We start from the raw sequence: 22999 nt of genomic DNA, 5'->3' as shown, positions 1-22999 counted from the left end.
TCGGACCGCGCGCGATCTGACAATGATTGCCCCCAGCCAGCTATGCAAGGGAACGCCCGCAATGAATTATGATGCCGCCCTGGACCAGGCTATCGGCCGGCTGCATGAGGAAGGCCGTTACCGGACCTTCATCGACATCGAGCGGGTGAAGGGCCAGTTTCCGCAAGCTGTCTGGACGCGCCCCGATGGCGAAAAGCAGGACATCACTGTCTGGTGCGGCAACGACTACCTGGGCATGGGGCAGCATCCGGCAGTCCTTGACGCGATGCACGAGGCCCTGGACGCGGTGGGGGCAGGGTCCGGCGGAACGCGCAACATTTCCGGCACCACCGTCTATCACAAGCGGCTCGAGGCCGAGCTGGCCGACCTGCACGCGAAGGAGGCGGCCCTGGTCTTTTCCAGTGCCTACATTGCCAACGACGCGACGCTGTCCACGCTGCGCAAGCTGTTTCCCGGTCTGATCATCTATTCGGACGAACTGAACCACGCCTCGATGATCGAGGGGATCAAGCGGTTCGACGGCGCCAAGCGCATCTTCCGCCACAATGACGTGGCCCATCTGCGCCAGTTGCTGGCCGCCGACGATCCCATGGCCCCCAAGCTGATCGCCTTTGAATCGATCTATTCGATGGATGGCGACTTCGGCCCGATCGCCGCGATCTGCGACCTTGCGGACGAATTCAACGCCCTGACCTATCTGGACGAGGTTCATGCCGTCGGCATGTATGGCCCCCGTGGCGCGGGCGTGGCCGAACGCGACGGGCTGATGGACCGCATCGACATCTTCAACGGCACGCTGGGCAAGGCCTTCGGGGTCTTCGGCGGCTATATCGCGGCCTCGGCCAAGATGTGCGACGCGATCCGGTCCTATGCGCCGGGCTTCATCTTCACGACCTCGCTTTCGCCCACGATCGCGGCGGGGGCCGCGGCCTCGATCGCCTTCCTGAAGGGCGCTGAGGGCCAGCATCTGCGCGACGCCCAGCAGCTTCATGCGCGGATCCTGAAGATGCGGCTGAAGTCGCTGGGGATGCCGATCATCGACCATGGCAGCCATATCGTGCCGGTCCATGTGGGCCACCCGGTCCATTGCAAGATGCTGTCCGACATGCTGCTGCGCGACTATGGCATCTATGTCCAGCCGATCAACTTCCCGACCGTCCCCCGCGGCACGGAACGGCTGCGCTTCACCCCGTCGCCGGTCCACGCGCCCCGCCAGATCGACCATCTGGTCAAGGCAATGGACAGGTTGTGGTCACATTGTGCGCTCAACCGTCAGGAAATGAGCGCCTGACACATTCCACGGGTGAACTGCTCTCGCCTGCGTGATAAGCTCGCGTTAAAGAACAAAAGATATCGTTCGATTCGGACGGTATCTGGCATCGGGCGATGAGGCAGACAGAAAATGAGCAGGCTGCGGGCTGAGAACCCGGCAGAGGAGATTTCGCAGGTGGAGGAAGTGCATCATTTCCTCGACGATGACACGCGCCTCGGCGATCTCATGCGGGGCGAGCGGGCGACCTTGGGCAAGTCGCTGCTGGACGTGCAGCGCGAATTGCGCATCCGTGCGTCCTATGTTGCAGCGATCGAGAATTGCGACATCACCGCCTTTGACACGCCCAGCTTCGTGTCGGGCTATGTGCGGTCCTATGCCCGTTACCTGGGCATGGATCCCGACTGGACGTTTCGCCGCTTCTGCCTGGAATCCGGTTTCCAGCCGACGCATGGCATGGCCCAGGCGGCTGCCGGGCCAAAGCCCGCGCGACGGCCGTCCGACCCGGTCGAGGCCCTGGCAAATCCCAAGGCCCTGTTCATTCCGCAGCAGGAAAGCTTCTGGTCCGATATCGAACCCCGCGCGATCGGCGCCCTGCTGGTCCTGATCGCGCTGATCTGCGGCCTGGGCTATGGTGGCTGGGCGGTCCTGCAAGAGGTTCAGCGCGTGACGCTGACGCCGGGCGAGAATGCGCCTGGCGTGGTCACCGCGCTTGATCCGGTCGCAGGCGCGAATGTGTCCGAGCCGCCCCTGGACATGACGGAGACGACGGACCTTGCCCGAGCCCTGCCGCAGCCCGAGGGGCTTGACCGCCTTTACCGCCCGCAGGTTCTGGAAGCCCCCGTCCTGACGGCGCGCGACGGACCGATCGCCGCCATCGATCCCGGTCTGACCCCCGCCGCCGGACCCGAGGATACGGCCCTGGCCCAGGCTGTCCCCGAAGCCGCGACCGCGATCCAGCGTGCCCTGGCCGAGGCCGGAGCGGTCCCGTTCGGCCCGCCCATGCCCGAGCAGGTCACGGCCGCCGCCATCACCGTTGCTCCCGACGCGCCCGCCCTGGAACTGCTGGCGGCGCGTCCGGCCTGGGTGCGCGTCACCTCGGCCGATGGGACGGTGCTGCTGGAAAAAATCATGGATGCGGGCGAACGATTCACGCTGCCTTCGCTCGAGGAACCGCCGCTGCTGCGCACCGGCAATTCGGGCGCGGTTTACTTCGCGGTCAGCGGCCAGACCTATGGTCCCGCCGCGCCCGGCCCGCAGGTGGTGAAGAACATCAAGCTGTCGCCCGAGGACGTGACCGGCAGCTTTGCCCTGGCCGACCTCAACGCCGATCCCGAACTGGCGCAGATGATCGCGGTGGCCCAGGCAACACCTGCCACTGACGTGCAGACGTCGACCGAATAGGGTAATTGCCTGCCGCAAGGGCCGGCGGCTAGCCCGTCGCCGACCGGTTCCTGGGCCGGCGACTTGGGGGATGTTCCGACCGAAGCGAAAGGGGCGATCAGTCGCCCCAGGTCCGCTCCAGCAGGTTGATCCAGTTCTCGCTGGCGATCTTGCGGATCAGTGCCTCTCCATAGCCATGCGCCTGCATCGCGCCGATCAGCGCGGGAAGGGCGGCCGCGTCAGGCAGATCGCGCGGCATCAGTGCCCCGTCGAAGTCCGAGCCGAGCGCCACGCCATCCTCGCCCAGGATCGCCAGCAGGTGATCGAGGTGGCGCAGCATCGTGCCAAGACCCTCCAGCGGCAGGCGGCGGCCGTCTTCGCGCAGGAAGCTGGACGCGAAGTTCAGGCCGACCAGGCCGCGGCTTTCGGCGATCACGCGCAACTGCCGGTCGGTGAGGTTGCGGCTGCTTTCGCTGACCCGGTGGACGCAACTGTGGCTTGCAACCAGGGGCGCATCGGACAGGCGCGCCACATCGTCGAACCCTGCCTCGTTCAGGTGGGACAGATCCAGCATGATCCGCAGGCTGTTGCATTCCCGGACCAGCGTCTTGCCTGCATCCGTCAGCCCCGCGCCGGTATCGGGCGAGGACGGAAAGGCGAAGGGAACGCCGTGGCCATAGGCCGTGGGCCGTGACCAGACCGGACCCAGCGACCGCAGCCCCGCCGCGTGCCAAAGGTGCAGGGCATCCATGTCGGCGATCGCCTCGGCCCCCTCCATGTGCATGATTGCGGCAATGCGGCCTGCGGCAATGGTTTCGCGGATGCCGCGGGCCGAGGTGACGATGTCCAGCGTGCCGGTGCGTTCCAAGGCCTTCAGCGCCGCGGCCTGGGCAAAGGCATGGGGCAGGGCCTCGGCAAAGGGGATCTGGTCCGGCAGGGGCATGGCAAAGGGCGGGTTTTCCATCAGCGCCACGGCGGCCGCGTCGTTCGGCCCGTGGGGCGCTGGGATCCAGATCGCGAAGAACCCGCCGACCAGTCCGCCTGCCCGGGCGCGCGGCAGGTCCAGATGGCCGGTGCCGTCACCGTCCAGCCAGACCTTGGGGCCGGACGCCACCACGCGTTGCAGGAAGTCGTTGTGGCCGTCGAATACAGGGATCATCCGTCGCTCCTTGGTTTGTGCCGACCATGCACATCCCGGCGCGCGCGGCAATGGCCGCGCTTGGCGGTGCCCGCGATTCGGCCTTAGGCTGGACCCGCAAGCCAGAGGAGAGCCAGCCATGCCCGACATCCGCCGCGATTTCGACGGCCAGACCGTCATCACCACCTTCGAGGTGACGCCGGGCAGCGCCCATGACGTGCTGGAACTGCTGACCGATGCCTGGGACCAGGTGATCCGCCGCCAGCCCGGCTTCGTGTCGGGCGCGATCCACCTCAACGACGCGCAAACCCGGATCGCCACCTATTCCCAATGGCGCGACCGCAAGGATTATCAGGCCATGCTTCGCCAGGACGAGATGCGCCGTCGCAACCGCGCGATCCATGCCATGTGCAAAAGCTTCGAGCCGGTGATGTACGAGGTCCAGGCCGTTTTCGACGACTGATGCTGCAGGTGCAGAAAGGCCGTGCAATGGCGGCGCCCGGTCGCTAACCTTCCGGTGCGTCAAGCGGGGCAGGAGTATGCGATGGCAGGCAGGATCATCACGGTGGCGCAGCAGAAGGGCGGGTCGGGCAAGACCACGCTTGCCGTCAACCTGGCCGTCAGCCTGCATCAGCGGGGGCATTCCGTCGCCCTGATCGACACCGATCCTCAGGGCAGCCTGGGCCGCTGGTTCATCGAACGGATCCAGGCGCAGGGAGAGGACGAGGCGATGGATTTCTCAACCTCGTCCGCCTGGGGGGCCAGCTATGAATCGGAAAAGCTGAAGAAGCGGTTCGACTTCGTCATCATCGACACGCCGCCCAAGATCGACAGCGACCTGCGCCCGGCGCTGCGGGTGGCCGATCTGGTGCTGGTGCCGGTCGCCACCAGTCATGTCGATCTGTGGGCCACCGAAGGCGTCCTGGAACTGGCGCGGCGGGAAAAGGCGCCGGTGCTGGTGGTGATGAACCGGGTCCGGCCCAACACCCGCTTGTCGGCCGACGTGGCGCAGAAGGCGGCGGAACTGGGCGCCGATGTCGCGGCCACGCAGGTCGCGAACCGGGTGCTTTACGCGGAAACGCTGGGCCAGGGCGTCGGCGCGATCGAACGCGCGCGCAGCGGCCCCGCGCGAAATGAAATTGCCGCGCTCACTGACGAGGTTCTGGCCACCCTCGGCTAGACCGGCAGGATCGCGGGACCGTCCGGCGTCTCGACACGGCGCACGCCGATGCCAAAGGCGCGACGCAGCAAAGTGTCTTGCAGGACTTCCGCGGCAGGCCCATCGGCCAGCACATGCCCGCCCGACAGCAGCACAAGCCGCGAACAGAACCGCGCCGCGAGCCCCAGGTCGTGGATTGAGGCCAGCACCGTCCGCCCCTCGACCGCAAGATCGCGGAACAGGCGCAGGCAGGCAAGCTGCTGGGCCGGATCCAGCCCGGCGATCGGTTCGTCCGCAATCAGCAGGGGCGTGTCCTGCGCCAAGGCCCGCGCGATCAGGGCGCGGTTCTGTTCGCCCCCCGACAGGCGCAGGGCGGTGCGTTTGCGGAACGGATTAAGCCCCATCCGGGCGATGGCGGCGTCGATGGCGGCCCGGTCGGCGCCGCTGCGCCTGCCGCCGGGCCAGGGGATGCGGCCAAGGGCCACCAGATCCTCGACGCTGACGGGCCAGGCGATCTCTCGGGCCTGGGGCAGATAGGCTGCGTGGCGCGCACGATCCGCAGGCGTCATCTGCGCCAGCGAGGACCGGCCCGTGAAGGGGATCAGGCCAAGCATGGCCTCCATCAGCGACGACTTTCCTGCGCCGTTGGGACCGATCAGGCCCACGAACTCGCCCTTGCCGATGGACAGGGTGACGCCGTGCAGGACGGGTCGCTTGCGGCGGGTGACGGACAGGCCGGCAAGATCAAGGACCATCAGACCCGCCCCCCGCTGCGGGTTTTCCAGATCAGGTGCAGGAACAGCGGCGCGCCCACGATTGCGGTCAACACGCCCAGCTTCAGGTCACGATCCGGCACGATCAGCCGCACGCCGATGTCGGCCGCCAGCAGCAGCGCCGCCCCCCCAAGCGCCGAGGCCGGCAGCAGGACCGAAGGCCGCGCGCCGATCCAGGGGCGCAGGACATGCGGCACGACAAGCCCGACAAAGCCGATCGCGCCCGCCACCGCCGTGGCCGGCCCGACGATCAGCGCGGTGCCCGCGACCAGACGCCACCGCAGCGACGGCCCGGCAAGGCCCAGGGCCTGGGCCGCGGCCTCGCCCAGGGTCAGGGCGTCAAGCGCCCGCTGCGTGGACAGGATCAGCACGGCCCCAAGGATCATCGGAGGCAGGGCCAGCCAGACATGCAGCATCGACCGGTCCGCCAGCGAACCCATCAGCCAGAAGATGATCTCGTTCGCGGCATAGGGATTGGGCGACAGGTTCAGCACCAGGGCCGTCCCCGCGCCCGCCAGGGCCGATATGGCGACACCCGCCAGGATCAGAGTCACCGATCCGCCGCGCGGCCCCGCCAGCACGACCAGCAGGCCCACGCCCGCCGCCGCGCCCAGCAGGGCCGCCAGTGGCAGCGCCAGGACCGCGACCAGGGACAGGCCGGTCTGGATCGCCAGCACCGCCCCAAGGGCCGCCATCCCGGAAATGCCCAGCAGACCGGGCTCGGCCAGCGGGTTCCTCAGATAGCCTTGCAGCGCCGCGCCGGTCAGGCCCAGGCCCGCGCCGACGGCCAGGCCCAGGATCGCGCGCGGCAGGCGGATTTCGCGCATCACGATGGGTACCGGGCCGTCGCCGCCGAAGACCAGGTCCAGCAGCGACTGCACAACCGGCAGTCCCGCCGGGCCCGTCAGAAGCGACGTCGCGAACAGCACTGCGACCAGCAGCGACAGGGCGATGAACAGCGCCTTCATTCCAGCGACCTGATGGCCCGGGTCACCAAGGGTGTGCCGCAGGTCCAGAAAAGATCCCTGACCCGCGTCTTCACGGGCGCTGCGGCGGCAAGGGCGGGATGGCTCAGGATCGCCTCGCTGCGCGACTGGCCAGGCCAGTTGGTCCCGGTGACAAGGCGGTCGGGCCGGGCCATGACCAGCAATTCCAGCGGCAGGCCGGCCGTCACCGCGATGCCGTAATCGGCAGCGATGTTGTCATATCCCGCTGCCTCAAGGATCGCGCCGGCAAGGGTCTTGGTGCCCGAGGTATAGCCGTTCGCCGAATAAAGCGCGGCCCGTCCCCGATCCGCGGGGCGGGTGGCTGCGGCAAGATCGGCGTCAAAGCGGGCCAGCAGGTCGCGCGCAGCCTCCTCGCGGCCCAGAAGCCTGCCCATGCGGGTGATCTCGGTCCGGATGGCGTCGAAATCCTCGGCCGGGGGCGGGGTCTCGACCCGGATGCCCAGACGGCGCAGCATCGAGAGTGTGGCAGGCGGGGTATAGGTTCCCGCGATCACCAGGTCGGGGCGCATGAGATAGATTTCCTCGGCCCGCCCGCTGTTGGGGACATAGGCTGCGGCCTCATCCGCCATGGGCGACAGCCGCGGATCCTGCGCAAGGCTGCTGACCGAAAGCAGCTGCCCCGGCGCGGCCAGCATCATCGCCAGCTGGTCGCTGCACAGGTTCATCGACACCACGCGCTGCGGCGCGGCACCGACAGGCAGGGCGGCGGCAATCGCCACCGCCGCCGCCAGGATGGTGCTAGAACGACGCACGCAGCCCCGCATAGACCGCCCGCCCCGAGGTGCCATAGCCCCGGACCCACTGGTAATCCTCGTCGAAGACGTTCTCGACCCGCAGATATGCGGTTGCGTTGTCGCGGACGGGGTGGCTCACGCTGAGATCGACGGTGGTGAAGTCGTCGAGGTCGTCGGCGCGCCCCGCGACGTGCTGCAGGTCGATCGCCGCGGTGGTGCCGGTGGCAAACGTGGTCTCGGCGCCCAGGTTCAGGACGCGTTCGGGGACCTGGGCCCAGTCTGGAACATTGGTCTGGTTGTCGATGAAGGTATAGGTTGCCGTCAGCGCGTGGCGTGCGCCGAAGGCATAACGACCGTCGATCTCAATGCCCCGGCGGCGGGCGATGCCGTCCACTTGATTATAGAAGTCGTCGCTGAAATCCAATGGAGTGTCGTTGTTGTCATACCCGATCAGGTTGCCTGTCTTCAGCCAAAAGGCCGTGGCGCGCAGATGGCTGCCGCCCCATTGCTTTTCGACACCAATTTCATGGGTGCGGCTTTCTTCGCGTTCTAAGGTGGCAGTGCCAATGAAGGGATCAAACAGCTGATACAGCGACGGCGCACGGAAGCCGTTGCCGATGGCGGCGCGGAACAGCAGGTCGCCATCCGCACGATAGACCGCCGCAACGCGGCCCGAGGTAAAGCCGCCAAAGCGCGAATGATCGTCGCGGCGCAGCGAGGTCGTAATGTCGATCCGGTTGCCCAAGGCTGCGGTGGTTTCCACAAAGACGCCGCTGATGCGGGCATCGCCGTTGCCCTCGGCTTCCTCTTTCTCGGTATCCGCGCCAAAGACGGCCCGGACCCCTTGACCGATATCGGTAGCCCCCTGCCAGGATACCTTGGTGCGGACCCCCTCAAAGGACGTTGGAAAGCCATTATAGTAGCTGTCGCGGGCGATGCGGTAGCGGGTCAGGGCGATGTCGTGATCTACCGCGCCGGTCGCAAACTGCGCAAAGCCACGCAGTCCATAAGATTCGTTTTCCGAATAGTCGTCGCCGGGCGTGCCGGTTGCATCGCTGGAATAGTCGATATCGGCGGTGCTGTCCTCCCAGAAGCCATTGAAGCCGATGGTGGCACCGTTATCCAGTCGATGCGCAGAATAGAAGGACAGGCGGGTCGCTTCATATCCGTCCTCCTCGAAGTTGCCGTCGGCCTCGTCAAGCGCCGAGAAGCCGTCGGTGCGGATATGGCTGATCTGGAAGGCCAGATCGGTATCGTTCCGGCGCAGGGTCGCGCCATAGCTGGCGGTCAGGGTGTTGTAGCTGCCGGCCTCTATCCCGAAGTGATGGTGCAAGCCGTCCTCGGTCGGGCGCAGGGATTCGAGGGTGAGGACACCCGCGATGGCGCGCGAACCATATAGCGCCGATTGCGCGCCTCGCAGAAGTTCAACACGGCCAACGCCTGCCGTTATTTGGCCTCCGATATCGTAGGAAGGGGTCGGGGCGGTCGAATCGGACACTTCGATTCCGTCGATTACCACCGGAACGTAACGGGCAGGCGCGCCACGAACTTCCAGAGATCCCGTGGTCCCCAACGGCCCCCGCTGGATCAGCGTCACCCCCGGCAGCTTGGTCAGGCTGCGCGACAGGGGCTGGCTGGCCCGGTCTTGCAGGTCCTCCTCGGTTAGCACAGACACCGAACTGCCCGAGCGGCTGAGTTCGGTCGGTTCGCGGTTTGCGGTCAGGGTCAGGTCGTCGAGGACGAAGGGCCTTGATGCCGCGTCCTGGGCCGCGGCGGGCAGGGCGGTTGTCAGGGCAAGGGCCGCAGTCAGCGACAAAAGAACGGGTCTTGGCGTCACGAATGACATCCTTCCAGAAACCCGGGGTGCGAATGGCCCGGGCGCGATGCGGTTCGTCCGATGGAAATGCACCCCCGGACAGCGACACCACCACGACGGAAGTTTCCGTTTCCGGCGCGCCCCTCGCACGCCGTCAGGGTGATCGCGTTCGGCAGGTCTCCTGACTTGCGGGTCACAGCTTGGCCGGGCCTTCCCATCCCGCGCGCGGGACAGTGGCGTTCATCCGGCCTCGCTCTCCGCTGACAGTTGCGGGGGCAGTCGCGGAATCGCACCGCGTTCCCTTTTAACCGGGACGGACCCGGAACCGAGGCAGCGCCGCCTTAGCTCACAAGGCCGTCATCAGGCAAGGGCAATCAACCCAGCGAGGCCACCCATTCCGGGACCGTGCGACCGGCGGGCCCGGTGATGCGGCGGTGGAAGTCGCGGGCGTTGGCGCTGCCTTCAAGGTTCAGCTCCAGGCACTCCACCCCCTGGCGCCGGGCGTGCTGGGCAAAGCCCGCCGCAGGATAGACATTGCCCGAGGTGCCGATCGCCGCGAACAGGTCGGCGCTTTCCAGGGCGTCCCAGATGCGCTCCATGTGATAGGGCATTTCCCCGAACCAGACGATGTCGGGCCGGGTGGCGGGGCGGGCGCAGGCGGGGCAGGGGTCGTCGGGCGACATCACGGGCGGCGCGGGCCAGCGATGGCCGCAAGCCGCGCAGAGGGCGCCCGACAGCGAGCCATGCATGTGGATCACCTCGGGGCTGCCCGCGCGTTCGTGCAAATCGTCGACATTCTGCGTGACAAGCGTCAGGTCGTGGCGCCGGGCCAGATCGGCCAGCGCCAGATGCGCCGCGTTGGGCTGCGCCCCGGCTGCGTCCTTGCGGCGCATGTTGTAGAAGCGGTGCACAAGCGCGGGATCGGCGGCGAAGCCTTCGGGCGTCGCCACGTCCTCGATCCGGTGGCTTTCCCATAGACCATCGACGGCGCGAAAGGTCGCAAGGCCGCTTTCGGCGGAAATGCCCGCGCCGGTCAGGACGGTGATGCGCAAGGGCTTACCGGCAATAGGCCTCGGCCTGGGATGCGAACCGCTTGTAGCGCGCCCAGAAGGCATTGTCGCGGTCGCTCTTCGACATGCGGACCTCTTGCGCCTCGTGCGGGTCGCGGAAGAAGGACGCCGCGCGCCGCTGGTCGGACCTGGACAGCGTCTGGTTCGCGACCTGCTGGATGCAGGTGCACAAGGGCGCGTTGCCGCGTGCGCGGTCGGACCGGACGCAGGCGCTATCGATGGGACCGGCGACGGCCAGGGGCGCGGTCATCATGATGGCGGCGGCCGCAATGACGATGCGGTTTAGCATGAACTGTCTCCTCGGGTTGCCTTTGCTGGCGGCGGGTGCCGGTTGTCCCGGTCTGCGATCCCGTCCGGCATCGATGCTAGCAGGAAGTGCCCGCCCGCTCAATCGCGAGTGGTGCGGGCCAGGTTCGCCCGCCTGCTCAAGGCCTTGGGCGGTCAGGCTGGGGAAACTTCGTATCCGGCCGCGCGAATCGCGTTGGCGGCTCGGGTCTGCTCCAGTCCTTCGACCGTGACGGTCTTGGCGGCCAGATCGACCGTGGCATGGCCGCCGGCCTCGGCGATGGCGGCCTCGACGGCGGCCTTGCAATGGCCGCAGGTCATGTCGGGAACGGTGAAGGTCATGGCTTTACCTTGGGATTTGACAAGTCACTGCCAGCATGGTCCTGCATGGGCGCGGCGGCAAGACAAGAGGATGCGATGATCGACGCGATCGGACTGGATGCCGACGACACCCTTTGGGAAAACGAGACCTTCTTCCGCGTGACCGAGGGCGAATTCGCGGCCCTGTTGGGCGATTACGCGGACGGCGCCGACATCGCCAGCCGGTTGCTGGATGTCGAGCGCGCGAACCTTGCCCGCTATGGCTTCGGCATCAAGGGCTTCATGCTGTCGATGGTCCAGACCGCGATCGAGTTGACCGACGGGCGGATCGACGGCCGCGCCATCGGCCGCATCCTGGAACTGGGGCAGGAGATGCTGGCCCATCCGGTCGATCTGCTTCCCGGCGTGGTGCAGGCGCTTGATGCCCTGGCCGACCGGCGTCTGATCCTGATCACCAAGGGCGACCTGATCGACCAGGAACGCAAGATCGCCGCATCCGGGCTGGCCGAACGCTTCGACGCGGTCGAGATCCTGGCCGACAAGTCGCCGGAAACCTATGCTCGCGTCCTGTTCCGCGCCGACGTCGCGCCCGAACGCTTCGCGATGGTCGGCAATTCGATGAAAAGCGACGTGCTGCCGGTGGTGGAACTGGGCGGGCATGGCGTCTTCATCCCGCATGCGATGACCTGGGCCATCGAACATGCCGATGCGCCGGATCATCCCCGCGCGCACCGGCTGGACAGCATCGCTGACCTGCCCGGCCTGATCGCCCGGCTGGAGGCGGATCATGCATAACCTCCGCGCGGCGCTGCTGATGGTTCTGGCCATGGCCGCCTTTGCCTGCGAGGACGCGCTGCTGAAGGGCCTGTCGGGCCGCATCCCCACGGGCCAGCTTCTGGCTGTCATCGGATTTGCCGGCATGGCGGTCTTCGGCCTGTGGATCGCCTTCAGCCCCGAAGGCCTGCGCCTGCGCAACCTGCTGCGGCCACAGGTGGCGCTGCGCAACCTGTGCGAGGGCGTCTGCGCCATCACCTTTGTCACCGCGCTTGCCACGGGGGATCTGTCCATCGCCTCGGCCATCCTGCAGGCGCAGCCCCTGCTGATGACGCTTGGCGCGGCGCTGTTCCTGGGCGAGCAGGTGGGCTGGCGCCGCTGGATGTCCATTGCGGTGGGCTTTGCGGGCGTCCTGCTGATCGTCAAGCCCGGCACCGCCGCCTTCGAGTTCAGTTCGGTCCTGGCGATCATCGCCGTGGTCACGCTTGCGGTCCGCGACCTGGTGACACGCCGCCTGCCGCCCGAGGTGGGTTCGGGCCTGCTGTCGGCCGGGGCCTTTGGGTCGATGGGTGTCGCGGGCCTGGTCCTGCTGGCCGTCGGCGCCCAACAGCCCATCGCGCCCTCGGCGGGGCAGGGGGCGCTGATGGCGGCGACCCTGTGCTTTGGCCTTCTGGGCTATATCACCATGGTGATCGCCACCCGCATCGCCGAGATCGCGGTGATCGCGCCCTTCCGCTATTCCCGGCTGCTGTTCGCCATGCTGCTGGCGGTCGCGGTCTTCGGCGAAAGGCCCGATGCGGCGACGCTTCTGGGGGCGGCGCTGATCGCGGGCGCGGGGATCTATTCCATGTGGCGAGAGGCGCGGCTGCGGCGGGCGCAACTGGCCGCGCTGTAAGCTGCAAAATCCCCTTCCCGCAGGGCCAAAGCCCTTGTATAGCCCGGCCATGACCGAGCTTTCCCTGATCCGCAATTTCTCCATCGTGGCCCATATCGACCACGGCAAATCCACCCTGGCCGACCGGCTGATCCAGCTGACGGGCACTGTCGCCGAACGCGACATGAAGGCCCAGCTTCTGGACAGCATGGATATCGAGCGGGAACGCGGCATCACCATCAAGGCCAACACCGTCCGGATCAGCTATCCGGCCAAGGACGGCCGCACCTATGTGCTGAACCTGATCGACACGCCGGGCCATGTGGACTTCGCCTACGAGGTCAGCCGGTCCATGCGCGCGGTCGAAGGCTCGCTGCTGATTGTGGACGCATCCCAGGGGGTCGAGGCGCAGACGCTGGCCAATGTCTATCAGGCCATCGACGCGGGGCACGAGATCGTGCCGGTCCTGAACAAGATCGACCTGCCCGCCGCCGAACCCGACCGCGTCAAGGACAACATCGAGGAGGTGATCGGCATCGACGCGCAGGACGCGATCCCGATCAGCGCCAAGACCGGCCTCGGCATCCCCGACGTGCTGGAAGCCATCGTGACGCGCCTGCCCGCCCCCAAGGGCGACCGCGACGCGCCGCTGAAGGCCATGCTGGTGGATTCCTGGTATGACGCCTATCTGGGCGTCGTGGTGATGATCCGCGTCATGGACGGCGTGATCCGCAAGGGCGACCGCGTGAAGATGATGCAGACCGGCGCAGTCTATGGCATCGACAAGCTGGCCGTGCTGACCCCGCAGATGGTGGACATCGCCGAACTGGGCCCGGGCGAGATCGGCGTCTTCACCGCCTCCATCAAGCAGGTCCGCGACACCCGCGTGGGCGACACCATCACCCATGAGAAGAAGGGCGCGTCCGAGGCCCTGCCGGGCTTCAAGCCCGCCCAGCCGGTGGTCTTCTGCGGGCTGTTCCCCGTGGACGCCAACGATTTCGAGGCCCTGCGCGACGCGATCGAGAAGCTGGCCCTGAACGACGCCTCCTTCAGCTACGAGATGGAGACCTCGGCCGCCCTCGGCTTCGGCTTCCGCTGCGGCTTCCTGGGGCTTTTGCACCTCGAGGTAATCCGCGACCGGCTGGAACGCGAATACGACCTGGACCTGATCACCACCGCCCCCAGCGTCGTCTTCAAGCTGCACATGCGCGACGGAGAGGTGCGCGACCTGCACAACCCCGCCGACATGCCCGACCTGACCCATGTGGACCATATCGAGGAACCGCGCATCAAGGCCACCATCATGGTCCCCGACGAATACCTGGGCGACGTGCTGAAGCTGTGCCAGGACCGCCGCGGCATCCAGCTGGACCTGACCTATGCCGGCAACCGCGCCATGGTCGTCTATGACCTGCCCCTGGCCGAGGTCGTCTTCGACTTCTACGACCGCCTGAAATCCGTGACCAAGGGCTATGCCAGCTTCGACTATCAGATCAGCGAATACCGCGAGGATTTCCTGGTCAAGATGTCGATCCTGGTCAATGACGAGCCTGTGGACGCCCTGTCCATCATGGTCCACCGCGACCGCGCCGAGGCCCGTGGCCGCGTGATGGTGGAAAAGCTCAAGGAACTGATCCCCCGGCACATGTTCAAGATCCCGATCCAGGCGGCCATCGGCGCCCGCGTGATCGCGCGCGAGACACTGTCGGCCATGCGCAAGGACGTGACCGCCAAATGCTATGGCGGCGACGCGACGCGGAAAAAGAAGCTGCTGGAGAAGCAGAAGGCCGGCAAGAAGAAGATGCGCCAGTTCGGGAAAGTGGAGATCCCGCAGACGGCGTTTATTCAGGCGTTGAAGATGGATGGGTGACAGGGATCGTATGGAAGAAAACGATCAGCCCTATAATATTTTTCGCGATCAAAAATTCTGGGATGCTCTTGGCGGTACAGAAGAGGATGATGCTCTAGCTGATTTTCGCGAGACAGACGCGGGTGCGCCTTATATGTGGATGCTGGGCAGAATCATTCTAGATTTCAATTATGCAGAGCATCAGCTAAAGGCCCTTTTTTGGGGCTATTTTTCGGATTCATTTGAAGCAGGGCATGCTCTTACAACAGCCCTTGGCTCCACAACTGTAACTGCAATCCTTCGTGATGCCGTAAAGAGAAGCGGTGAGCCACAAGAAGTGTTAAAGAGGATTGATTTTGCAGGACAGGCTTTTGACATATGTCGTGCAAACCGTAATGCCCTTGCACACTCAATGACAGTGGAACGGTATGATGATGATTCTTCTGTCTGGATACGAGCATCAAGGAAGCTTGATTATCATCAAACTCAAATGAAAATCACTTTGAAGGACATGTTCCGAGTGTCACGGGAGGTCGCTGAAACTGCAAGATTTATTTTGGCGTTGCAAATGCGTAGGAATATGCTCATCCGTGGTTCAAATGTCCTGCCTGATCTTCCAGACTACTACGAAAAACCAACGCGTTTAATATCTAAAGATATCAATCTTGCTAATGAAGCGAAAAAGCTAGGATTACATCCGTCAGGTGAGTAGCAAGCGTAGGGTGCGTGCTTGCACGCACCGCTTCCTCGCCGCCGTCGCCCACGGTGCGTGTGAACACGCACCCTACGGGTTGCACGATCATCCCGGCGGTCTGCTCGCCCACACTATGACCCGTCCCTTCCACTTCACCGGCACACGGTGCGTGCAAGCACGCACCCCACGCCACCTTTCCGGCGGCCTTGTCGCGGTGGAATGACGAATACGGCCAATCCTCGGGCCGTTCCACATATCCGTGTTTCACCGGATTGAACCAACAATACCGCAGATGCGCCGCATGATCCTCGTCATCGCGGATATGATGTTCCCAGAACCGGCGTTGCCAGATGCCGCGTTCCTGCCGCGCCACATGGCTGTTGCGTAACGGTCCTGCTGGCAAACCCCGAGAGAAGCGCGCCTTGATCAACCGCCACCGGGTCGAATAATTGCAATCCCACTCGGGCAGGCGCCAGAAGCAATGCAGGTGATCCGGCAGCACGACCCATGCCTCTATCCCGAACGGCCGTTCCGCCTGCGTCGCCCTGACCGCCTCGCGCAGGCGACCAACCTCATCGACCAGCAGCCGACTGCCCCGCTGCGCCAGGGCGACGGTGAAGAAGATCGGGACGCCGGGCAGGCGGGGGCGGAGATAGCGCGACATGCGCCATCATTGCGCGCCTCGGTTTCCGGTCGGTTAACAGCGACCGATAAAAACCAAGGCATTTCGGGCATCGCTCGCAGCCCCTGCCGTGCTAGCCTGCAATCCTGTCGCTTAACGAGGATGCCATGCCCAGCCTTTCGCCCGCCCTGTCCGCCGTCGCCGAAAACACCGCCGATCACGCGGCCATTCAGCTGTCGCTGGAAACGGTGCGCGAAACGCTGGGGATGGAGGTTGCCTACCTGTCCGAATTCATGGACAGCCGCGCCGTCTTCCGCGCCGTCAGCGCCCCCGGTCTGGAAGCGATGATCCAACCCAGCCAGAGCATGGATCTGCGGGAAATCTATTGCAAGCACATCATCGACGGCAATCTGCCCCGCCTCATGCCCGACACCAGCCGCCACAAGATCGCGACCGACCTGCCGATCACGCAGATGATCCCCATCGGCAGCCACCTGTCCGTGCCGGTCCATCGACCCGACGGCAGCGTCTTCGGCATGTTCTGCTTTCTCAGCCGCGAACCGCGCCCCGACCTGACCGAGGATGCGCTTCACCTTGTCGAAACGCATTCGAACCTCGTGGCCAGCCGCCTGGGAACGCTTGCCGGCTGAACGTCAGTCGAAATAGGGCACGATCACCCGACAATAGCTGCCTACTGCCATCGCGGCCGGGATCGACCCGTCCCTTTGCCCGCTGCCGAATTGCGACAGGCCCGCGCCCTTGGCCGCCTTGGCGGGATCCAGCGTGAAGATGATTCCTTCCCCCGCCCCCCGCGGTTTGGGCGAGGCGCGCCAGATGCGGGTCTTGCCGGGCAGCCCAAGGGCCCGCTGCGCGAAATCGCCAGCCGCGCACCAGTAGTCCGTATCGGCACGCCGCACATCGTGGATGACCGAGATCTCGGATGGGCCGGTCTGCACTGCCGTCATGCCGTTCTGCGCGGTAAAGGCCTGTGCCGGCAAGGGCAGCAGCAGCGCCGCGAGAAACATCAGTCGCATCGCAATCTCCTGTCCACGCAAGGATGCCGGAAGGTTCAAGGGCGGCCCCGGAAGGCCGCCCCCGGATCACATAGCCTCGGCCGTTTCCTGCTGGATCACCTGGCCCGCGGTCGAAACATCGCGGCCGATCCCCTGTGCCGTCTGGCAGCCTGCCAGCGTCATCATGGCAAGAATGGCGCCAAGGCCGATCAAGGTCTTCTGCATCCTTCTACTCCTTTGCACGATCTGCGACCGAACGCGGTTTGGCGCAGCGGGTTCCGCAAGGTCAGAAGGCGACGCCGGACCACAGGCAGACATTGGCATAGGGGGTGAACTCTCCGGTGCGCACGACGGCGCGGGCCTGGCCGGTCAGGGCCTTGAACGCCTGGTGCGCGACCTGGCGGGTCTCGCCCAGGTCACGGCCACGCAGCGCAGCGTCCAGATCGCCCGAAGCCTCGTCGGCCCAGGCCGCGCGTTCCACGACCATCTCGGCCAGAACGGCATCCAGCACGTCGAAGAACCGCGGCACGCCCCGCGTCACGGCCAGGTCGATGCAGCGCACGCCCGGCGGGACGGGCAGGCCCGCATCGCCGATGACCAGCAGGTCGCCGTGACCCATCGCGGCGATAAGTCCGGACAGTTCCGAATGCAGCAGCTTCGTGCGTTTCATCGATCAGGCCTCTGGCAGGGTTTCGTTCAGATAACGAATCATGTTGGCGCCCATGACCTTGGCGATCTGATCCTCGGACAGTCCCTCGTCCATCAAGGCCTGGGTCAGCGCCACAAGATTGGCCGCGTCGAACGGCACGCCGACCGAACCGTCGTAATCCGATCCCAGCGAGACGTGATCCTCGCCCACCAGGTCGATGGCGGCAACAATGGCTTCGGCGACATGGGCAGGCGTCGCGCCACAGACTACGTCGGCCCAGAAGCCGATCCCGATCACGCCGCCCTTTGCCGCGATCTGGCGCACCAGGTCATCGTCCAGGTTCCGGGCGCTGCCGCAATGGCCATGGATGCCGGTATGGGACAGGATCGGCCGAGCCTCGGGGATCGCCAGCACGTCCTGCACCATCAAGGGCGAGGCATGGGCGAGGTCGATCACCATGCCGCGGTCGATCATGGCCTGAACAACCTGCCGACCGAAATCCGACAAGCCCGACCCAGAGCCGCCTTCGCCGTGCAGGCTTCCGCCCAGTTCATTGTCGAAGAAATGGGTCAGTCCGATCAGCCGGAAGCCGGCCTCATGCAGAACGTCAAGATTGGCGATGTCCCCTTCCAGCGGGTGTCCGCCTTCCGACCCCAGAAGGGCGCCCAGCACGGGCTGCCCGCCGGCCCGCGCATCCAGCACGGCTTGCAGATCGCCACGCGTGCGGATCAGCCGCAGCCGGTCCGGCGCTTCCTCGGCGGCCCGGGCAAGGGCCTCGGCCTGCACCAAGGCCCGCTCGCGCAGCGAGAACCAGGACCGCACCGGGCGCAACTGGCCCATGAAGAGCGGCGTGATATTGTCCGCCGCCTCGGTGCTGTTCTGGTCATAGTTCTGGCCGCGCGGACTTTTCGTGACGGTGGTGAAGACCTGCACCGCCACATTGCCTTCAATCAGGCGCGGCACGTCGGTATGGCCGCGATTGGCACGGCGCAGGATGTCGCGGTCCCACAAAAGCGCGTCGGAATGCCAGTCGCCGATCACCAGCCGGTCATGCAGCGCCTGCGCCTCGTTCGACACCGGCCAGCCTTCGGCGGGCATCCGCAGCGGGTTCAGTGCCCGTTCGACATAGCCCGGCGCAAGAACAAAGAAGGCCGCCGCAGCCACGACCACCAGCACCGCCACAGCCACAAGGATCCGTTTCAGCATCGCCACCATCTTCTGTGCAAAAATATCCGCGGGGAAATCCGCGCAGCGGATGGGGGCGGCACCCCCCTATGCCTCCAATGCCTCAAGCTCGTCGATAAAGCCCTCGATCATGGACAGCCCCTTGTCCCAGAACCGGGGGTCCGAGGCGTCCAGCCCGAAGGGGGCCAGCAGCTCCTTGTGGTGCTTCGATCCGCCGGCGGACAGCAGGTCGAAATACTTCCCCTGGAAATCGGGCAGCCCAGCCTCGTAGGTGGCGTAAAGCGCGTTCACCAGCCCGTCGCCGAAGGCATAGGCATAGACGTAGAAGGGCGAATGCACGAAATGGGGCACATAGGTCCAGAAGGTTTCGTATCCAGGCATGAACTCGAAGACCGGGCCAAGGCTTTCGTGCTGGACCGACATCCACAGCGCATTGATATCGTCGGGGGTCAGCTCGCCTTCGGCCCTCGCCGCGTGCAGCTTGCATTCGAAGTCATAGAAGGCGATCTGACGGACGACCGTGTTGATCATATCCTCGACCTTGCCGGCCAGCAGGGCCTTTTTCTCGGCCGGGTCGGTGGTCTTGGCCAAAAGGGCGCGGAAGGTCAGCATCTCGCCAAAGACCGACGCGGTTTCCGCCAGCGTCAGGGGGGTGGATGACAACAGTTCGCCCTGACCTGCCGCCAGACGCTGGTGGACGCCGTGGCCCAGTTCATGGGCCAGCGTCATCACGTCGCGCGGCTTGCCCAGATAGTTCAGCAGGACGTAGGGATGGACCGTCGTCACGGTCGGATGGGCGAAGGCGCCCGGCGCCTTGCCGGGGGTGACGGCGGCGTCGATCCAGCCCTTGTCGAAGAAGGGCTCGGCCAGTTCCGCCAGCCGGGGCGAAAAGCCCGCATAGGCATCCAGCACGGTCTGGCGCGCCTCGTCCCAGCCGATGGTGCGGGCAGGGGCGGTCGGCAGCGGCGCGTTGCGGTCCCAGACCTGCAGCTTGTCCAGGCCCAGCCATTTTGCCTTAAGGGCATAGTAACGATGCGACAGGCGCGGATAGGCGGCAGTGACGGCATTGCGCAGCGCCTCGACCACCTCGGGTTCCACATGGTTCGACAGGTGACGGCCATGCTGGGGCGTGGGCATCTTGCGCCACTTGTCCTCGATGGCCTTCTCCTTGGCCAGGGTGTTGTGGACCCGCGCGAACAAGGTGACGTTCTTGCCAAAGACCTCGGCCAGGGCATGGGCGGCGGCCTCGCGGCGCGACCTGTCATGGTCGGTCAGCAGGTTCAGCGTGGCTTCCAGGCCCATCACCTCGCCATCGACCTTGAACTCGAGCGCGGCGGTGGTTTCGTCGAACAGCCGGTTCCAGGCAGCGGCGCCGACCACGGACGCGTCGTGCAGGAACTGCTCTAGCTCGTCGGAAAGCTGGTGGGGCCGCATTGCCCGCATCCGGTCGAACATCGGCTTGTAGCGGGCGGGACCGTCGGCTGCCGCAAAGACCGCTTCATAGGTCGTGTTGGGGATGCGGTTGAATTCCAGGCTGAAGAAGACCAGCGGCGTGGTGATGTCGGTGATGCGGCCCTGCAGGTCGCCCATCATCTTGGCCCGCGCCGGATCGGTCGTGTTCTGGTAATAGCGCAGCCCGGCATATGACATGATCCGCCCAGCGGTGATGTCGATGCGCTGATAGGTTTCGATGCAGGCCAGCATCTCGGCCGGGGTCAGGTCGGCCAGCTTGCCCTGATAGCGGGCGGCGAAAGCCGTGACTTCGGATTCCAGCAGGGCGATGTCGGCAGTCAGTTCGGCGGAATCGGGCGCGGGATAAAGGTCGGTCAGATCCCACGCTGGAAGGTTTCCAAACTCGCTGCCCGAGACCGGCTCGCGCGCATCGTAAATCGGTTGTCCTGCCATGCGGGTTCCTTTCATGCTTGTCACAGATGTAACCCAGCCTGACCGTTCCGCAAGGCTGACCGCGCCTAAAGGGCGGCGAAAGCCGGGGCGTGGCGGATGGCGGTGCCGCGGGGCAGATCCCCGATCATCTGCAACCCTGGCCCGGCATAGGGGGAAACCAGATCGGCAGGCAGAAAACCCAGCGGTCCGTAATAGGCCGGATCGCCCAGCACCACGACCGAGGCTTCATCGGCCCAGGACACGGCCTCGCGGACCAGGGCCGTGCCGATGCCAAGCCGCTGTGCCTTTGGCGCGACCGCGACGGGGGCAAGCGCATGGGCGGGGCGATCCGCCGACAGGGGCGACAGGGCGGCATGGCCAAGGATGGTGCCACCGGCATCGGCCACCAGCGACAGCGACAGGTCGCCATCTGCGCGCAACCGGCGCACCAGTTGCGCCTCGGCCTCGCCGTCAAAGGCTTCGCGCAGCAGGACGTCGATGGCGTCCAGATCCTGCCGGGTTTCGCGCCGGATGACCGGGATCACCTCGAGGCGGTGAAGATCGCGGGTGATGCCCGTACTGTCGCGGCCCCAGTCGCTGGCCCTTGTCCTTGCGCCATGCGCGGCAAAGGCATCGGCGTCTAGGAACAGTTCGGACAGGTTCCAGACCAGCGGATCCTCGTCCTGCCACATCTCGAAGCGCAGGCAGCCCGGTTCCTCGCGGCTTTGCCGGATGTGATCGGGCAGCAGCGACAGGGCCGTCATCATCTGCCCTGCATCAGCACAGATCAGCCGCCCCGTCACCCCCAGCATCGGCGCCATCATCGGCACGGGCGTGCCCTTGGCCTCGTGATGGTGGCGGGGGTGGTGGTGATGGCCGCAGGCGCAGGTCATGATGGTCCTTTCGATGCCTCAGATGGTCATTCCCATTCGATCGTGCCCGGCGGCTTCGAGGTGATGTCATAGGTGCAGCGGTTGATGCCCTTGACCTCGTTGATGATGCGGGTCGCGGTCTCGCCCAGGAACTCGTGCGTGAAGGGATAGTAATCCGCCGTCATCCCGTCCACGGATGTGACAGCCCGCAGCGCGCAGGCAAAGTCATAGGTGCGCCCGTCGCCCATCACGCCCACGGTGCGGACGGGAAGGATGGCGACAAAGGCCTGCCAGATCTCGTCATACAGGCCGTGCCTGCGGATCTGGTCGATGAAGACGGCATCCGCCCTGCGCAGGATGTCCAGCTTTTCGCGGGTGATCTCTCCGGGGCAGCGGATGGCGAGGCCGGGGCCAGGGAAGGGGTGGCGGCCGATGAACTTGTCGGGCAGGCCAAGCTCTCGGCCCAGGGCGCGGACCTCGTCCTTGAAAAGCTCGCGCAGGGGCTCGACCAGCTTCAGTCCCATCTTCTCGGGCAGGCCGCCGACATTGTGGTGCGACTTGATCGTGACGGACGGGCCGCCGCTGAAGCTGACGCTTTCGATCACGTCTGGATAAAGCGTCCCTTGGGCCAGGAACTCGGCCCCCTCGATGGCGGATGCGTAGCGCTGGAACACGTCGATGAACAGCCGCCCGATGGTCTTGCGCTTGACCTCGGGGTCGCTGACGCCTTCCAGGGCGCCCAGGAACAGTTCGGATTCGTCGGCGTGGATCAGCGGGATGTTGTAGTTGTCGCGGAACATCGTCACGACTTCCTCGGCCTCGTTCAGCCGCAGAAGACCGTGGTCAACGAAGACGCAGGTCAACTGGTCGCCGATCGCCTCGTGGATCAGCACTGCGGCGACCGAGGAATCGACTCCGCCGGACAGGCCGCAGATGACCTTCTTGTCGCCGACCTGTTCGCGGATCTTGCGGATCGCCTCGTCGCGATAACCGGCCATGGTCCAGTCGCCGGTAAAGCCGGCCAGCCGGACGAAGTTTTCCAGCATGATGCGGCCGCGCGGGGTGTGGTGGACCTCGGGGTGGAACTGCACGCCATAGAAGCGGCGCGATTCGTCAGCGATCATCGCGAAGGGCGCATTGGGCGAGACGCCGATCACCTCGAAGCCCGGCGCAAGCGCGGTCACGCGGTCGCCATGGCTCATCCAGACCTCCTCGCGACCCGCATCGAACAGGCCCGCGAAGATGCCGTCGCCCTTGTGGCCCGGGGCCGGGGCAATGAAGGCGCGCCCGTATTCGGCGTGGTGCCCGCCTTCGACCGCGCCGCCCAGCTGCTCCATCATCACCTGCTGGCCATAGCAGATGCCGAAGATCGGCACGCCCAGGTCGAAGACCGCCTGCGGGGCGCGGGGGCTGCCCATCCGCGTCACGCTGTCGGGTCCGCCGGACAGGATCACGGCCTGCGGATTCAAGCCGCGCAGGATGTCGTCCGTCAGCAGGTTGTATGGGTGGATTTCGCAGAAGACGTTCAGCTCGCGCAGGCGGCGCGCGATCAGCTGCGTCACCTGGCTGCCGAAGTCGATGATAAGAAGGCGCTGATGCTGGGTCATGGATGCGCTTTAAGCGCGCC

25 protein-coding genes and 1 riboswitch are annotated in these 22999 nt (G+C 65.7%); of the genes, 9 read left to right on the top strand and 16 right to left on the bottom strand.

The window, feature by feature from the left end; translation table 11 throughout:
- Window positions 1–61 precede the first annotated feature (61 nt).
- Together hemA and FIU66_RS10440 are read left to right on the top strand one after the other, a co-directional pair.
- Window positions 62–1291 (top strand): 5-aminolevulinate synthase, encoded by a 1230-nt coding sequence (gene hemA / locus FIU66_RS10445; protein WP_167622647.1) that lies wholly within the window; start codon window positions 62–64, stop codon window positions 1289–1291.
- A gap of 111 nt (window positions 1292–1402) precedes the next feature.
- Complete coding sequence (locus tag FIU66_RS10440) at window positions 1403–2674, top strand: helix-turn-helix domain-containing protein (RefSeq protein WP_167622646.1); 1272 nt, start codon at window positions 1403–1405, stop codon at window positions 2672–2674.
- Window positions 2675–2771: 97 nt separating this feature from the next.
- On the opposite strand, the gene FIU66_RS10435 is transcribed toward FIU66_RS10440, so the two are convergent.
- Window positions 2772–3812: a dipeptidase gene (locus FIU66_RS10435; protein ID WP_167622645.1), complete on the bottom strand. Its 1041-nt coding sequence runs from the start codon at window positions 3810–3812 to the stop codon at window positions 2772–2774.
- Window positions 3813–3930: 118 nt separating this feature from the next.
- On the opposite strand from FIU66_RS10435, the gene FIU66_RS10430 reads away from it, so the two are divergent.
- Both FIU66_RS10430 and parA read left to right on the top strand, forming a co-directional pair.
- Complete coding sequence (locus FIU66_RS10430; RefSeq protein WP_167622644.1) at window positions 3931–4254, top strand: antibiotic biosynthesis monooxygenase; 324 nt, start codon at window positions 3931–3933, stop codon at window positions 4252–4254.
- A gap of 81 nt (window positions 4255–4335) precedes the next feature.
- Window positions 4336–4971 carry a ParA family partition ATPase gene (gene parA, locus FIU66_RS10425; protein ID WP_167622643.1) on the top strand — a complete coding sequence of 212 codons (636 nt, stop codon included), beginning with the start codon at window positions 4336–4338 and terminating at the stop codon, window positions 4969–4971.
- On the opposite strand, the gene FIU66_RS10420 is transcribed toward parA, so the two are convergent.
- The 7 genes from FIU66_RS10420 to FIU66_RS10390 all read right to left on the bottom strand — a co-directional run bounded on the left by FIU66_RS10420 (window position 4968) and on the right by FIU66_RS10390 (window position 10977).
- Window positions 4968–5708 carry an ABC transporter ATP-binding protein gene (locus FIU66_RS10420; protein ID WP_240544781.1) on the bottom strand — a complete coding sequence of 247 codons (741 nt, stop codon included), beginning with the start codon at window positions 5706–5708 and terminating at the stop codon, window positions 4968–4970. The genes parA and FIU66_RS10420 overlap by 4 nt on opposite strands.
- A complete protein-coding gene (locus tag FIU66_RS10415) occupies window positions 5705–6691 on the bottom strand; it encodes an iron ABC transporter permease (RefSeq protein ID WP_167622641.1) in 987 nt (328 codons plus the stop codon). Before FIU66_RS10415 ends, FIU66_RS10420 begins: the two co-directional genes overlap by 4 nt.
- Window positions 6688–7482, bottom strand: a complete 795-nt coding sequence (locus tag FIU66_RS10410) for an ABC transporter substrate-binding protein (protein WP_240544661.1) — start codon at window positions 7480–7482, stop codon at window positions 6688–6690. Before FIU66_RS10410 ends, FIU66_RS10415 begins: the two co-directional genes overlap by 4 nt.
- Window positions 7469–9301, bottom strand: coding sequence for a TonB-dependent siderophore receptor (locus FIU66_RS10405; RefSeq protein WP_167622639.1), 1833 nt, complete (start codon window positions 9299–9301; stop codon window positions 7469–7471). Before FIU66_RS10405 ends, FIU66_RS10410 begins: the two co-directional genes overlap by 14 nt.
- Before the next feature lie 132 nt (window positions 9302–9433).
- A riboswitch (cobalamin riboswitch) is annotated at window positions 9434–9625 on the bottom strand.
- Window positions 9626–9654: 29 nt separating this feature from the next.
- The gene (locus FIU66_RS10400; protein WP_240544660.1) at window positions 9655–10332 is read right to left on the bottom strand and encodes an NAD-dependent deacylase; all 678 of its coding nucleotides are present in this window, start codon (window positions 10330–10332) and stop codon (window positions 9655–9657) included.
- A 4-nt stretch (window positions 10333–10336) separates the two neighbouring features.
- Entirely contained in the window at window positions 10337–10639 is a 303-nt protein-coding gene (locus FIU66_RS10395) for a hypothetical protein (protein WP_167622637.1), read from the bottom strand.
- Window positions 10640–10791: 152 nt separating this feature from the next.
- Window positions 10792–10977: a heavy-metal-associated domain-containing protein gene (locus FIU66_RS10390; protein ID WP_167622636.1), complete on the bottom strand. Its 186-nt coding sequence runs from the start codon at window positions 10975–10977 to the stop codon at window positions 10792–10794.
- Window positions 10978–11052: 75 nt separating this feature from the next.
- On the opposite strand from FIU66_RS10390, the gene FIU66_RS10385 reads away from it, so the two are divergent.
- The 4 genes from FIU66_RS10385 to FIU66_RS10370 are packed head-to-tail and all read left to right on the top strand — an operon-like array spanning window position 11053 to window position 15165.
- Window positions 11053–11751 (top strand): HAD family hydrolase, encoded by a 699-nt coding sequence (locus FIU66_RS10385; RefSeq protein ID WP_167622635.1) that lies wholly within the window; start codon window positions 11053–11055, stop codon window positions 11749–11751.
- Entirely contained in the window at window positions 11744–12625 is an 882-nt protein-coding gene (locus tag FIU66_RS10380; protein WP_167622634.1) for a DMT family transporter, read from the top strand. The genes FIU66_RS10385 and FIU66_RS10380 overlap by 8 nt, the downstream gene beginning before the upstream one ends.
- Window positions 12626–12674: 49 nt before the next feature.
- Window positions 12675–14474 (top strand): translation elongation factor 4, encoded by a 1800-nt coding sequence (lepA, locus tag FIU66_RS10375; RefSeq protein WP_167622633.1) that lies wholly within the window; start codon window positions 12675–12677, stop codon window positions 14472–14474.
- Window positions 14467–15165, top strand: a complete 699-nt coding sequence (locus FIU66_RS10370) for a hypothetical protein (RefSeq protein ID WP_167622632.1) — start codon at window positions 14467–14469, stop codon at window positions 15163–15165. The genes lepA and FIU66_RS10370 overlap by 8 nt, the downstream gene beginning before the upstream one ends.
- Here FIU66_RS10370 and FIU66_RS10365 read toward each other — a convergent pair.
- The gene (locus FIU66_RS10365; protein WP_370528913.1) at window positions 15122–15811 is read right to left on the bottom strand and encodes a transposase; all 690 of its coding nucleotides are present in this window, start codon (window positions 15809–15811) and stop codon (window positions 15122–15124) included. The genes FIU66_RS10370 and FIU66_RS10365 overlap by 44 nt on opposite strands.
- Window positions 15812–15936: 125 nt before the next feature.
- Between FIU66_RS10365 and FIU66_RS10360 the strand changes: the two genes are divergently transcribed.
- A complete protein-coding gene (locus FIU66_RS10360) occupies window positions 15937–16419 on the top strand; it encodes a GAF domain-containing protein (RefSeq protein WP_167622631.1) in 483 nt (160 codons plus the stop codon).
- Between the two features lie 3 nt (window positions 16420–16422).
- Here FIU66_RS10360 and FIU66_RS10355 read toward each other — a convergent pair whose 3' ends face one another.
- The 7 genes from FIU66_RS10355 to guaA form a co-directional block, all read right to left on the bottom strand.
- Complete coding sequence (locus tag FIU66_RS10355) at window positions 16423–16803, bottom strand: hypothetical protein (protein WP_167622630.1); 381 nt, start codon at window positions 16801–16803, stop codon at window positions 16423–16425.
- A 66-nt stretch (window positions 16804–16869) separates the two neighbouring features.
- A complete protein-coding gene (locus FIU66_RS10350) occupies window positions 16870–17007 on the bottom strand; it encodes an entericidin EcnAB (protein WP_167622629.1) in 138 nt (45 codons plus the stop codon).
- Between the two features lie 61 nt (window positions 17008–17068).
- Window positions 17069–17452: a D-ribose pyranase gene (gene rbsD / locus FIU66_RS10345; RefSeq protein ID WP_167622628.1), complete on the bottom strand. Its 384-nt coding sequence runs from the start codon at window positions 17450–17452 to the stop codon at window positions 17069–17071.
- A gap of 3 nt (window positions 17453–17455) precedes the next feature.
- The gene (locus tag FIU66_RS10340) at window positions 17456–18646 is read right to left on the bottom strand and encodes a dipeptidase (protein ID WP_167622627.1); all 1191 of its coding nucleotides are present in this window, start codon (window positions 18644–18646) and stop codon (window positions 17456–17458) included.
- Window positions 18647–18703: 57 nt separating this feature from the next.
- Window positions 18704–20521: a M3 family oligoendopeptidase gene (locus tag FIU66_RS10335; RefSeq protein ID WP_167622626.1), complete on the bottom strand. Its 1818-nt coding sequence runs from the start codon at window positions 20519–20521 to the stop codon at window positions 18704–18706.
- 65 nt (window positions 20522–20586) lie between these two features.
- A complete protein-coding gene (locus tag FIU66_RS10330) occupies window positions 20587–21393 on the bottom strand; it encodes a GNAT family N-acetyltransferase (protein WP_167622625.1) in 807 nt (268 codons plus the stop codon).
- A 26-nt stretch (window positions 21394–21419) separates the two neighbouring features.
- On the bottom strand, window positions 21420–22979 hold the full coding sequence (gene guaA, locus FIU66_RS10325; protein ID WP_167622624.1) for a glutamine-hydrolyzing GMP synthase: 1560 nt from the start codon (window positions 22977–22979) through the stop codon (window positions 21420–21422).
- Between the last annotated feature and the right edge of the window lie 20 nt (window positions 22980–22999).

The organism is Paracoccus sp. AK26, assembly GCF_011801365.1.
GTDB lineage: Bacteria > Pseudomonadota > Alphaproteobacteria > Rhodobacterales > Rhodobacteraceae > Paracoccus > Paracoccus aerius.
This window is presented reverse-complemented; position numbering and strand designations above follow the sequence as displayed.